Here is a 12,821-nt window from a genome sequence, read left to right as displayed (position 1 = left end):
CTTTATGCTCCTTTTCTTAACCACTTCATAGGATTTACAGGTTTGCCGCGATGCCTGACCTCAAAATGCAGACACGTCCCTTTAATTGATCCGGTATCACCTGCAGTCGCAATAACTTCACCGGTTTCAACACTTTCCCCTTTTTGTTTAAAAATTTCTTCAACATGAGCATACAGTGTATAGTAGTTGTCTCCATGATTGATAATCAATAAATTCCCGTAACCTTTCAGCCATTGGGCAAACATGACCTTACCCTTGAACACGGATTTTACAGGCTCACCCCTTTCCACCTTTATATCAATTCCTTTTTGAAAAGTGAAGGATTTGTAATCACCCGTCCTTGAAGGTCCGTATTTTGAAATAATTTTACCCTTTACCGGAACCAGCAACCGCCCCTGATAACTTGAAAAAGAAAAATCTTTTAACCCGGACGTCCCACCCTTTTGCAGACTGCTGATCTGTTTATCCAATTGAAGTGCTGCATGTTTTAAGGACTCAACCACAGCAAGGGATAATTTCTTTTTTTGACGAATTTCTTTTAAAATCCACGTCTTTTTCAGAGTCTCTTTTTTATGGATCCCTATTTGATTATTGAATTTTGTTTCAAGTTTTGCTTTTGCCTGAATCTCTTTTTGCAACGCCTGTTCCAGGATTTCAAACTTTTCAAAATCAAACTTCTGTTTCTCAAGGATATGAAAATCAGATGTGATGATCCGCTTCAGTGAATTTTGCTGGAGAAAAAAATCAAAGACAGACGGTGGCAGCCCTGCGACATCCAGTCTGCCAATCATATTCATTTTATAAAGCGCCCTGAGCCTTTTCCCCGTATATTCACGGTTTAGGGCAATTTCTTTGGACAATTGCTTCCTGTCCCGGTCGAGCGACTCTATTCTCCCTTCCAACCGCATGATCTCTTTTGGCAGTGCCAGGACTTTTATACGAGCTTTATTCAAAGCGTAATCGATTTCATTTAGCCTTTCAATGATTTCAACCTCTTTTTGAGAAAATGTTTCTACCATTTTCTCCTGAGTTTGAATCCTGGTATGGATATCAAGAAGCTTGTTCTGATCGGCAAACCCGGCACTTAATAACGACAGGATAATACACCCGATAAAAAAAACTATTTTAATATTTGTTTTAAGGATAGATAGCATCCAAACCAACCTAAAAATGTGGATCCAACAATAATTAACACTATCGTTTTAACAGACAGAAACCTGACATCAAAATACATGTAGGAAGCGAGACTTTGTGTCATTCCCGATGAAATCATCAAATATGTGATCAAAAGGATGATCAGACCTAGAGTGCCTCCCAAAAATCCTTGAAGAAGACCTTCTATATAAAAAGGGGTTTTAATAAATGTTTCAGTAGCACCCACAAGGCGCATAATTTCAATTTCAAGTTTGCGGGAGTAAAACGCCAGCCGCACAGTATTTGCCGTAATAAACAATGCAATTAAAAAAAAGAGGGTGCACATGGCATACCCAGTAATCTTGAACAGATTAAAAATTTGTAAAAACCTGCCCAGCCAACCCTGACCATATTCAACATCTTCAACGATTTCAAGGGCCTTTATACTTTGGGCAAACTTTTGGACTTCCTCAAAACTATTATAGGACCTCATCCTGATTTCCAAAGCATCCGGCAGAGGATTTTCTTTTAACGTCTTTAAAAAGGCGCTTTGGGATGACATATTTTTTTTGAGTTTATCAAGGGCCTGGGCCTTTGAAATATAAACTATCTCATCAATATCACCCAGTGTTTTGATCTTTACTTTTAATTTGGGCAACATATCCAGGCTGAATTCTTTGTTAAGATAAATCATGGCCCGCCCGCCCTGATTCCATGATTCAATCACCCTGCTGGCATTCTCAAAAAAAAGTAAAAACACGCTAACAACCAGAATTGAAAGAGAAATCGTTATAATCGTAATTAAATTCAAAAACCGGTTTGAACGAATATCCGTCAAGACTTTTTTTACAAAATGAGCCATTATTGTTTTCTCTCTTTGTCCTGGAAAATAGTTGCAATCCGTTTTATTCTACCTTCACTGATCTCAATATTTCTGCCACTCACAGTCCTTTCCAGAAGATGCAGATTATGACTGACAATCAATACAGTCGCTCCTTTTTTATGGTATCCCATTAAGAAATCAAGAATCGCCTGGGCAGATTTCGAGTCCAGACTGCCCGTAGGTTCATCCGCAAAAACAACGGAAGGTTCCCCGACAACCGCTCTGGCCACTGCAACCCGCTGCTGCTCACCTCCTGAAAGTGTTGGCGGCAAAGTGTTAAATTTTTTCTCCATTCCAGTGGTTCTTAACACCTGCATCACTTTTTTTCTGATGAAAGAGGGTTTTTCCCCGGCAGCTTCCAAAACAAGGGCTACATTTTCAAAAACCGTCCGGTTGGGAATCAATTTAAAATCCTGGAATATCATCCCAAACCGCCGCCGTAAAAAAGGAAGCTTTGAAGAAGAAATTCTGGCAAGGTTCATACCGTCAATCAGGATTTGCCCTTCAGAGGCCTTTTGGGCAAGATACAATATTTTAAGCAGGGTTGACTTTCCTGCCCCTGAAGGACCTGAAATAAAAATAAGCTCGCCCTGCTCGATATCAAGGGTGATATCCTTTAAGGCAAGCTTCCCTCCAAATCTCTTACTGACATTAAACAGCCGGATAATTGAATTTTTATTAGTCTTATCGTTCATATCTTAACAATCAGATTCCCTGCATCATCCTTAATTGACTGAAACTGAATTTACTGTTATAAATTGCCTGTGTCAAGGAGTGCTGCGGAACAGTTTTCCTTACATTAAGCCTTCACTGTTACCGTAAAACGGCTTCTTCCACTCAGTGAAGGCTTAAACTATTTAAGTAAAAGCGTAACCGATTAAAATAAGGTAAAAAACAAGAATGATATTATTTGATTCCCATTCTCATATTGATGACAAATGCTATGACAAAGACCTTCAAGATGTTATTGACCGGGCAGAAAATGAAAATGTCCACGGCATCATGATTGTCGGTATTGATATCAATACATCTTTAAAAGCTATTAAAATAGCTAATACTTATAAAAACATCATTACATCCGTTGGTATCCATCCCCACGATGCAAAAGATTGCTCAAAAAAAAATATCGACACTTTGATCCGTCTGGCCAAAAAAAATTCCTGTGTTAAGGCATGGGGGGAGACCGGCCTTGATTACAACCGGATGTTTTCACCGGTTAAAGATCAGGAAGACTGTTTTATAACCCAGCTTGAGATTGCAGGCGCACTTGACCTGCCATTGATTTTCCATGAACGCGATTCAAAGGGAAGATTTTATGATATATTGAAATCCGAAGGCCCTGAAAGCCGCAAAGGCGTTGTTCATTGTTTTTCAGGCACCAGAGAAGAAATGTTCAAGTATCTTGATCTTGGATATTATATTGGAATTACAGGAATATTGACCCTGAAAGAACGGGGGGCATATTTAAGAAGTATTGCACCGATGATTCCTGAAGACCGGATACTCATTGAAACAGATGCCCCCTATCTTACACCGGCCCCTCAAAAGAATAAAACCCGGCGCAATGAACCGGTCTTTGTAAAATCAGTCCTGTTAAGACTTGCCGAGATTAGGAATACTGATCCGGACAAACTGTCACAAACCATATTTAATAACACCAGGACACTTTATAATGTTGATTTTCAATATGAAAATCATGAGGCATAAAACAAACTATCCTGATGAACACTCTCAATACTTATTGCTCATGTCTTGCTCATAAGCTTCATCACTGCTTTTTCAAGCCCGTCCAGGGATAATTCATACATGGGAAAAATTTTTGAGATGGCTATAATGGTGTGCGTATATCCCCACATGGTTTCTGAAACCGGGTTCAGCCAGACAGAATGTGAAAAGGTTTTGGTCAAAAAATTGAGCTGATCTATGCTGGGTCGCCCACTTCTTTCCGAGATATGGATGGAGCCGTCATGGGCCATGAGTTCATAGGGCGCCATGCTGGCATCCCCGACAACAATCAGCCTTGTATCAGGATCAAGCCGTGAAAATTCAATAATATTCTTGGGTTTCTTGTACCTGGCCGGGTCTTCCCAAAGATAATCATAGATCGTGTTATGGAAAAAATAGGTTTTGACTTCCTTGAACTGAGATCGTGCGTAATCAAAAAGGGTTTGAACCGCCTGGATATAAGGATCCATTGACCAGCCGCCATTGTCAATGACCAGGATAATCTTGAGCCTGTCCTTTAATGTCCTGTCAAACATAAGCTCAATTTCACCGGCATTTCTCAGGGTCTCCTTGATGGTTTCATCAATATTAATCATATCCTTAGGCCCTGATGGGATCATGTTCCTCAAGCGTTTGAGCGCCTCACCGAGTTGTGCCTGAGTTAAAGGCCCTGATGTTGAATAATCTTTATATCGGCGCTCATTGGCAACTTTTACCGCAGATTTGTTTCTGGATTCTCCTCCAACCCGCATACCGCCGGGATGGTGGCCGGAATGTCCAACCGGTGAATATCCGCCTGTACCAATCCATTTATAGCCACCATGATGTTCTCCGTCCTGGTCTTTCAGCCGCTCTTTGAAATATTCAATCAATTCTTCCGGCGACATATTCTTGAGCTTTTCTTCATCAACCCCCAATGCATCCGCCACATTTTTAGGATTTTTAAGCCATTCGTCCAGCATGCCCCGGGCAATTTCATCAACTTCAAACCCGTCATTTTCAGGCAACGGCACCCCTTCAAAATGGTGGACAAATACCTGATCATACAGATCAAAATACCTCTCGCTTTTGACAAGGATGGCTCTGGCACAGGTATAAAAATCATCCAGGTTGTTAATGATCCCCTGGTGCAACGCCTTTTGCAACGTGAGAAAAGATGTGGGAGATACCGGTATCCCGATCTCTTTTAAAGTATAGAAAAATTTTACAAACATCTATTCACCAACAATTAAAACATTCGTCTTCTTGACGCTATATTTGCTGCTCTTTCATAGTCAGGGCTCTTTTTAAACAGGACCCCTAGAAACGGAAGCTTCCCTTTAACAAGGTCTTTTGCCCTGAAATCAGGATCTGCATTCAATGCCCTGATCCAGTTGATCAATTCCCTTGTAGCCGGTTTTTTCTCAATGGAATCTATCTCCCGCATGCTGTAGAATGCGTCAATGGCATTCTTGGCAAGCGTTGAATCAATATCTTCAAAATGAACGCTGATAATCTTTCTCATCATTTTGGGATCAGGAAAGGCAATATGATGAAAATTACATCTGCCTAAAAAAGGATCGGAAAGATCTTTTTTTGCATTGGATGTAATAATGATAACCGGCCTGTATCTGGCTTTTATGGTTTGATCAGTTTCAATGATATCAAACTGCATCTGGTCAAGAACATCCAGCATATCATCCTGAAAATCTGTATCTGCCTTATCAATTTCATCAATCAACAGCACGGTTCTTTTGTCTGAACAAAAAGCCTGGCCGATCTTTCCCATTTTAATATACTCATCAATATTGCTGACATCCCTTTTGGAATCCCCGAACCTGGAATCATTTAAACGGGTCAGGGTATCATATTGATATAATGCCTCAATCAGTTTCATACTGGATTTAACATTAAGGACGATTAAAGGCATATTCAGATTTTCTACAATGGCATGGGCCAGCATAGTTTTCCCGGTTCCCGGCTCTCCTTTGAGAAGCAGCGGCATCTCAAGTTTCATTGATATATTAACGATTGAGGCAAGTTCCTGATCCAGGACATATTTTTTTGCACCCTGAAATTCATTATTCGATTCCTGATACATACAGCATCTCCATATATGGTTTCCGTTTAAGTTTTACATAAATTTTCGATGTTAATAATAATCACAAAATAGCTTTTAACAAGTTTTTTTTAAAAAGCGTCTGCGTGAAAATATATTACAAAAATGTAACTCTAATTGCTTTTGGGGAAATTCTAAAAGATTGACATTTTAATAACTTGGTGTTAATAATTTTAATTTAACAATAGTATGATGCAAATTAGGAGTGTGCTATGATTGGTGGGTTAGGAATGCCGGAACTGATAATCATTCTTGTAATTATCCTTATTATATTCGGCGCAGGAAAACTTCCTGAAATCGGGGCCGGCCTCGGCAAAGGAATAAGGAACTTCAAAAAAGGAACCAAAGAGCCTAAAATTGAAGACGAAAAAGATGAGCCGGAAAAAATCGAAAAAGACTGAAAAAAAGCAATTATTATATCATTTACTGCAGCCGCCTTTGGATAAAAGCGGGGCTGTAACAACGCTTCCTTATTATATTTTCCCTTTATAATTTTTTGACTCAGGCTTTCCATAATCTTGGCGTCCATTTATTAAATTGCAAAAATGAAATTTATTTCATAGTATTTATAACATTTTTGTGATAAATCTTTTTGTACGCGATAATTTTCCGCTTATATTTTAATGCCTTTTAATGAATGCCGTGCCAGGCCTGCTCTGGCACGGCCATTGCTTATGTTAAACAAATATAGGTAAAGCAGATATGGATAAAACAAACACAAACATATTAATCAAAAACAGAGAAACATTGATAGAACAATTTCTTTGCGGGAATGAACCTGAGTTTCTTGAAAAACATACATCTGTTATAGATGAATATCTTTTTTCAGTGTTTGAAAAAAGCAGTGCTGCAAGAAAAATGACTATTGCCGGAACCCCATTTGCCATCATCGCCCTGGGAGGGTATGGCAGAAAAGAGCAGTGTATTCATTCTGATATTGATCTTTTAATTCTGTTTGAAAAAAGCGTCCCTCCCGAAGTTGAAGCTTTTGTACAGGAACTTTTTTACCCCCTGTGGGATGCCCGGTTTGAAGTCGGATATGCGGTTAGAAATATCAACGAATGTCTTGAGATGGCCTTTGAACGGTTTGATATTTTGACCACCATACTGGATGCCAGATTTATTTGCGGTGCATCATTGATTTACACATCCTTTATGGAAAAATTCAGATCGGATTTGTCTGCTAAACACTTGAAAGACACACTCAACTATCTGTTCGAGCATGGTGAAAAAAGACATTTTGACTTTGGTGACTCGACCTATTTGATCGCCCCGGACATAAAATCCGGATTCGGGGGTCTTAGGGATTACCATACGCTTTTATGGTATGCAAAAATAAAATCCAACGTCAAAACAAGAAGGGATCTGGAATACTATGGATTCTTATCACATTTCGAATATTTATCCATGGAAGAGTCCTTGAATGATATTTGGAAAATCAGAAATTTTCTGCATCATATCACAAAAAGAAAATGCGACACGCTTCATTTTGAATACCAGATAGAACTGGCTGCTATTTTAGGGTATCGATCAAAAAATCGGCGGCCAGGCGTTGAACATTTTTTGGGTGATCTTCACACCCGGATGGATTTTTTAAAACAAATCAATCAGATCACTTTTGAAGATATTCTTGGAAGTGTCCGCATCAAAAAAGGAGCTGCTGGACCTCGCCCCACAAAAACAGACGGGTTAGTGATTAAAAAAAGAAGGCTCTATTTTATCAACACGGTGGCTGTCTTGCAGAAACCGGATCTTTTATTAAAAATTTTTCTTGAGAGCGGACTAAAAAAAATCCCCTTATCCATTGAAGCCAGAAGAATTGTCAGTGAATTTTTACATCTTGTGGATGATGAAATCAAAAAAAACCATGCGTGCATTAAAATATTTAAAAAAATCCTTTCCCTGTCTTACTGGGAATTCAATGTTCTTAATGTTATGCTGGCAACAGGTATCCTGGAAAAATTTATCCCGGAATTTTCTGCTGTTGTGAACAAAATTCAGTACAACCATTATCATCGGTTTCCGGTGGACAAACACTCCATTCGATGCGTTCAGATCATTAACAATTTCAAAGAACCCGGAGACTCACCCATGGAAAGCCTTTATCATTCCGTATTCAAGGACGTGAGGAATAAAAATGTCTTACTTTTTGCGGCCCTGCTCCATGATATCGGCAAATCAAATCCTGCAAAAGAACACTCAAAAACAGGTGCTAAAATAGCAAAATCTATTCTGAAACGATTTGGATTCAATTCAACACAAATCGAAGATGCTGTTTTTTTAATTGAAAACCATCTGGTTCTTGTAAAAACGGCAACCAGAAGAGATATCTCCGATGAAGAAACCGCTGTATACATGGCCAATAAAATTGGAAAAATCAGATTGTTAAGAATGCTCTACCTGCTCACTGTAGCAGATTCCAGGGCAACAGGACCCAAGGCCTGGAACGAATGGACCCAAAACCTTTTAAGAGATCTCTTTTTAAAAACAATGGGAATTCTTAAAAAAGGGGAACTGGCATCAAAGAAAACTCAGAAACTCATCGACAAAAAGAAAAATGATGTTATAAGGCTGTTAAAAAACCGGTGGCGCGAGGATGAAATAAACAAACTGCTTGAATCAATGTCCCGAAGATACCTGGTTTATGTTCCCGCACAAAGCATTGTTGACCATATAAACCTTTACAGGAATCTTAAGGCCAAAGACTTTATCTGGCAAATATCAAAAGAAAATGACTCAGATATACGTACCGTATCCATTTGCGGAAAAGACAAACCTGGATTTTACTCAAAAATAGCAGGGGTTTTCTTTCTGAATAACCTGGATATTGTTGCTTCCCAAGCTTATTCACTTGGGGAAGAACATGTGCTGGATATTTTCAAGGTCAATCCACCCAAAGACAAATTTTTTGAAACAGAAAAATGGAAAAAGGTGGAAAACGATCTGATCCATGCCATTAACAACGACCATTTCCTGGATAACGCCCTGGATAAAATACCCCGAACGCTTAGGGTATCCTCCGGCAAAACTCCCGAACCTAATACCATCCGGATCGACAATGAAACATCCAGCTTTTTTACCATCATTGAAGTGTTTACCTATGATTTTCCAGGGCTTTTATTTTCCATTACCAATGCATTGTACCGGAGTCATACAAATGTCAATGTAGCCATGGTTGCCACAAAAGTCGATCAGGTAATTGATATTTTTTATGTCAGAAGCCTTGAAAATGATGCCAAAATTGAAATTAAACAAGACCTAACGCAGATAAAAAATGCGATTTTAAAAAGTCTTCCACAAATATATTCAAAGGAGGTTAATAATGAAAAAAATTGAAGCAATCCTAAAACCATTCAAACTGGATGATGTAAAAGAGGCCTTAAGCGAGGCCGGTATCTATGGAATGACGGTTACGGAGGTTAACGGGTATGGCCGGCAAAAGGGGCATAAGGAAATATACAGAGGCGCGGAATATGTTGTGGACTTTGTACCCAAAATAAAAGTTGAAATCGTTGTCAGTGATGATAGAGCAGACGAAACTGTCGAAACTGTCAGGAACGCTGCCAAAAGCGGAAAAATCGGAGATGGAAAAATTTTTGTGTCACCTGTTGAACAGGTCATCCGGGTAAGGACCGGTGAGACAGGGACAGATGCACTTTAATATATCTTAGTACACCCCCATAAGAAAGGAATTATAATGACACCCAAAGAAGTAATTGCAATGGTAAAAGAAAACAATATCAAGGTTGTTGATCTCCGCTACATGGACTTTATCGGTACATGGCAGCATTTTTCAGTCCCTGTTTGTGAGTTCACAGAGTCTGCATTTGAAGACGGATTTGGATTTGACGGATCAAGCATGAGGGCATGGCAGAATATTGATAACTCTGATATGATTGTTATCCCTGAGGCCGGAACTGCTAGAATAGATCCCTTTTTCAAAGTTCCGACCCTTGCCATCATCGGTAATATTCATGAGCCCATCACTCTGGAAGCTTACAGCCGTGACCCCAGAGGTATTGCCAAAAAAGTTGAACAATACATCAAAAGCACAGGTCTTGGTGATACGATCTATGTCGGCCCTGAACCTGAATTTTTTATCTTCAGCAACATCCGGTATGCGTCTGAACCTAATGCGGCCTTTTTCGAGATTGATTCTCCCGAAGCCCATTGGAACACCGGCGCTGACGAAATGCCCAACCTTGGATATAAAATCCGTGCCAAACACGGATATTTTCCTCTTCCTCCTGCTGACAAGTACCAGGACATGAGAACCGAGATGATGCTGACGCTGGAAGATCTCGGGATTGCCATGGAATGCCAGCATCATGAAGTCGCTTCTGCCGGTCAGTCTGAAATCGATCTTAGATTTGATTCTCTGTTAAACATGGGAGACAGCCTTGCATGGTTCAAATATGTCCTTAAAAATGTTGCGGCGAAACATGATCATACCGTAACATTCATGCCCAAGCCATTGTATGGTGACAATGGAACCGGCATGCATACCCATATGAGTTTCTGGAAAGATGGGAATCCCTTATTTGCAGGTAACAAATATGCCGGCATGTCAGATATGGCGCTTTACGCCATAGGCGGCATCATGAAACATTGCAAAGCCCTTTGTGGCATCACAAACCCCACTACCAACTCCTACAAACGGCTTGTTCCGGGTTTTGAAGCGCCGATCAACCTTGCATATTCCAGCAGAAACAGAAGTGCGGCCATCCGCCTGCCCATGTATTCGGGATCTCCCAAAGCCAAACGGATCGAATTCAGAACCCCGGATCCCTCATGCAACGGTTATATGGCCTTCTCAGCCATTGCAATGGCCATGATTGACGGTATCCAGAACAAAATTGATCCGGGCGATCCAATGGATAAAAACATTTATGATCTTCCACCGGAAGAGCTTGCTGAAATGGAATCCGCACCCGGTTCCCTGGAAGAAGCACTGAATGCCCTGAAAGAAGATCACGACTTTCTGCTGAAAGGTGATGTATTTACCAAAGATGTCATTGAATACTGGATTGACTATAAAATGGAAAACGAAGTTAAACCGGTTATCAGTCGTCCTCATCCCCATGAATTCTATCTCTATTACGACATTTAAATCTTTTTAAAGGATTTAAACCAAATCGACACCCGGTCATTAAAAGTTTTAGTGACCGGGTGTTTTTTATAGAAAAACTCCTGATTATTTTCCCTGCCATATTTTTTTGGTGCAATCCAAAAAAAAATAGGATATAAGAAGTAAAAAATTGTACCCGTATGATTATTTTTGCAATTTTGCGATGTCTGGCATATGATCGGAAAAAAAGGAGCGGGCAAAAAAACCATGAAACTCACGCTGCCATCATTACACACAAAACTTATCACTTTTTTTATTTTCATCTCCTTTTTAATCCTATCCTCTCCTTTATCAGGGCAGGAAACCAAGAAAGGCAATGAGTTTGACAAATTAATCCAGCAGCTTATCCATGATGGATTTGAAAAAGAAAAGATAGAACAATTATTTTCCAACAAAAATATTTTTTTCAATCCTGAAGGTGTCTCCCTGTTCTTTGTTCATACGGAATCAAGTCTTAACTACGACCAGTTTACATCAAAAAAATCCATTAAAAAGGCGTTGAAATATTTAGACGCTCATAAAACGACTCTTGACCAGGCACAAAAAGCATACGGCGTTGATAAAACAATCATCACCGCTATTTTGCTTGTTGAAACACGGCTTGGATCATATCTTGGAAAACGAACCGTTATTAACACCCTTTCCACCATGGCTGCGTTGACAGATGAACCCTTGAGGGAAAGAATCTGGAACTCCATTCCTGACAAGAAAAAAACCAAAAAAGAGGCCTTTATAAAAAAAGTTGAGAAACGCTCAAAATGGGGATATGAGGAACTCAAAGCCCTTATCAAATATTCAGAACAAGAAAAGATTGCGCCCGAAAGCATCAAAGGCTCATATGCAGGCGCCATGGGAATTTCCCAATTCATGCCTTCCAATGCGCTTAAACTCGCCAAAGATGGAAACAACGATGGCAAAATCGATCTTTTTACCCATGCCGATGCCATTTTCAGCGTGGCCAACTACTTGAAACATCATGGCTGGAAACCCGGGATTGCAAGGCAAAAACAGCATGAGGTATTGTTCAGCTATAACCACAGTAATTACTATGTGGACATATTGTTAAAAATCTCAGACAAGTTAAAAGGATAAACAAATCATCCCTGATGGATCAAACCATTTTATATATTCTGCTTATTTCCGCCATATCTTTCGGCCTGACCATGCTGGCCTTAATCGACATTATTCTTAAGGATTTCGGGTCAATAAAAGTCAAAATCATCTGGCACTTTGTTGCCATCATTCCCATCATAGGCTGGCTCATATATCTTATCTTTGGTTTCAAAAAAGGACAAAGAAACAAGCCTGCATAAGCCGGTAATTTTATTTGACAACATACACACTTTAATATAAGTATAAGTACTTTTTAAAGGTCCCATCGTCTAGCGGTTAGGACGCTGGCCTCTCACGCCGGAAACCGGGGTTCGATTCCCCGTGGGATCACCAATACTATTACCAAGGCTTTCAGAGATTCTCTGAGAGCTTTTTTATTTTGGAGAAAAGCAATCCCCCACCGTATCCCCCACAAAACTGAGTGTTTTCAAGACTTTTGAACCCTTCAAACCGTATCTTCAAAAGCCATAAAAAATATCCAGGATTCTTCATGTTCATTCTGGCAGGATGAAAGTCACTTTACAATTCTAATGGGTATTGATAAAACCAAATCCAGAAAATTCATACTTTCATCCTCATCATAGTTCCCAGGAGAAAAAAAAGATAGCCAGTGCAGAATGATCAAACTCACATTCAACACCCTTAATATAAAAAATTAAGGATTTTTTCAAAATTATATTATTTGTTATTTTGGGTAGTTAGCCTAATTAACAACGGCATTGAATTGGTTTTATTCACTG

The 12,821-nt window shown here is 39.6% G+C and carries 12 protein-coding genes and 1 tRNA gene; 8 read left to right on the top strand and 5 right to left on the bottom strand.

The window, feature by feature from the left end; translation table 11 throughout:
* Positions 1-2 precede the first annotated feature (2 nt).
* The 3 genes from HGJ91_RS15910 to HGJ91_RS15900 are packed head-to-tail and all read right to left on the bottom strand — an operon-like array spanning position 3 to position 2,712.
* Complete coding sequence (locus HGJ91_RS15910; RefSeq protein WP_291348828.1) at positions 3-1,154, bottom strand: murein hydrolase activator EnvC; 1,152 nt, start codon at positions 1,152-1,154, stop codon at positions 3-5.
* On the bottom strand, positions 1,121-1,996 hold the full coding sequence (gene ftsX / locus HGJ91_RS15905; RefSeq protein WP_291348827.1) for a permease-like cell division protein FtsX: 876 nt from the start codon (positions 1,994-1,996) through the stop codon (positions 1,121-1,123). The genes HGJ91_RS15910 and ftsX overlap by 34 nt, the downstream gene beginning before the upstream one ends.
* On the bottom strand, positions 1,996-2,712 hold the full coding sequence (locus HGJ91_RS15900) for a cell division ATP-binding protein FtsE (protein WP_291348826.1): 717 nt from the start codon (positions 2,710-2,712) through the stop codon (positions 1,996-1,998). Before HGJ91_RS15900 ends, ftsX begins: the two co-directional genes overlap by 1 nt.
* Positions 2,713-2,917: 205 nt before the next feature.
* Here HGJ91_RS15900 and HGJ91_RS15895 point away from each other — a divergent pair, with 205 nt between their 5' ends.
* Positions 2,918-3,724, top strand: a complete 807-nt coding sequence (locus HGJ91_RS15895) for a TatD family hydrolase (protein WP_291348825.1) — start codon at positions 2,918-2,920, stop codon at positions 3,722-3,724.
* 38 nt (positions 3,725-3,762) lie between these two features.
* Here HGJ91_RS15895 and HGJ91_RS15890 read toward each other — a convergent pair whose 3' ends face one another.
* Both HGJ91_RS15890 and HGJ91_RS15885 read right to left on the bottom strand, forming a co-directional pair.
* Entirely contained in the window at positions 3,763-4,956 is a 1,194-nt protein-coding gene (locus HGJ91_RS15890) for a hypothetical protein (RefSeq protein WP_291348824.1), read from the bottom strand.
* A 14-nt stretch (positions 4,957-4,970) separates the two neighbouring features.
* Positions 4,971-5,822, bottom strand: coding sequence for a MoxR family ATPase (locus tag HGJ91_RS15885; protein WP_291348823.1), 852 nt, complete (start codon positions 5,820-5,822; stop codon positions 4,971-4,973).
* Positions 5,823-6,052: 230 nt separating this feature from the next.
* Between HGJ91_RS15885 and tatA the strand changes: the two genes are divergently transcribed.
* The 7 genes from tatA (at position 6,053) to HGJ91_RS15850 (ending at position 12,414) form a co-directional block, all read left to right on the top strand.
* Positions 6,053-6,241 (top strand): twin-arginine translocase TatA/TatE family subunit, encoded by a 189-nt coding sequence (gene tatA / locus HGJ91_RS15880; protein WP_291348822.1) that lies wholly within the window; start codon positions 6,053-6,055, stop codon positions 6,239-6,241.
* A gap of 301 nt (positions 6,242-6,542) precedes the next feature.
* The gene (gene glnD, locus HGJ91_RS15875) at positions 6,543-9,176 is read left to right on the top strand and encodes a [protein-PII] uridylyltransferase (RefSeq protein ID WP_291348821.1); all 2,634 of its coding nucleotides are present in this window, start codon (positions 6,543-6,545) and stop codon (positions 9,174-9,176) included.
* A complete protein-coding gene (locus tag HGJ91_RS15870; RefSeq protein ID WP_291348820.1) occupies positions 9,163-9,501 on the top strand; it encodes a P-II family nitrogen regulator in 339 nt (112 codons plus the stop codon). Before glnD ends, HGJ91_RS15870 begins: the two co-directional genes overlap by 14 nt.
* Before the next feature lie 36 nt (positions 9,502-9,537).
* Positions 9,538-10,950, top strand: a complete 1,413-nt coding sequence (glnA, locus tag HGJ91_RS15865) for a type I glutamate--ammonia ligase (RefSeq protein ID WP_291348819.1) — start codon at positions 9,538-9,540, stop codon at positions 10,948-10,950.
* A 192-nt stretch (positions 10,951-11,142) separates the two neighbouring features.
* Positions 11,143-12,060 carry a lytic murein transglycosylase gene (locus HGJ91_RS15860; RefSeq protein WP_291348818.1) on the top strand — a complete coding sequence of 306 codons (918 nt, stop codon included), beginning with the start codon at positions 11,143-11,145 and terminating at the stop codon, positions 12,058-12,060.
* A gap of 14 nt (positions 12,061-12,074) precedes the next feature.
* The gene (locus HGJ91_RS15855) at positions 12,075-12,281 is read left to right on the top strand and encodes a PLDc N-terminal domain-containing protein (protein WP_291348817.1); all 207 of its coding nucleotides are present in this window, start codon (positions 12,075-12,077) and stop codon (positions 12,279-12,281) included.
* A 58-nt stretch (positions 12,282-12,339) separates the two neighbouring features.
* Positions 12,340-12,414, top strand: a tRNA-Glu gene (locus HGJ91_RS15850).
* Positions 12,415-12,821 lie beyond the last annotated feature (407 nt).

This window comes from Desulfobacula sp. (assembly GCF_014237455.1).
Classification (GTDB): domain Bacteria; phylum Desulfobacterota; class Desulfobacteria; order Desulfobacterales; family Desulfobacteraceae; genus Desulfobacula.
This window is presented reverse-complemented; position numbering and strand designations above follow the sequence as displayed.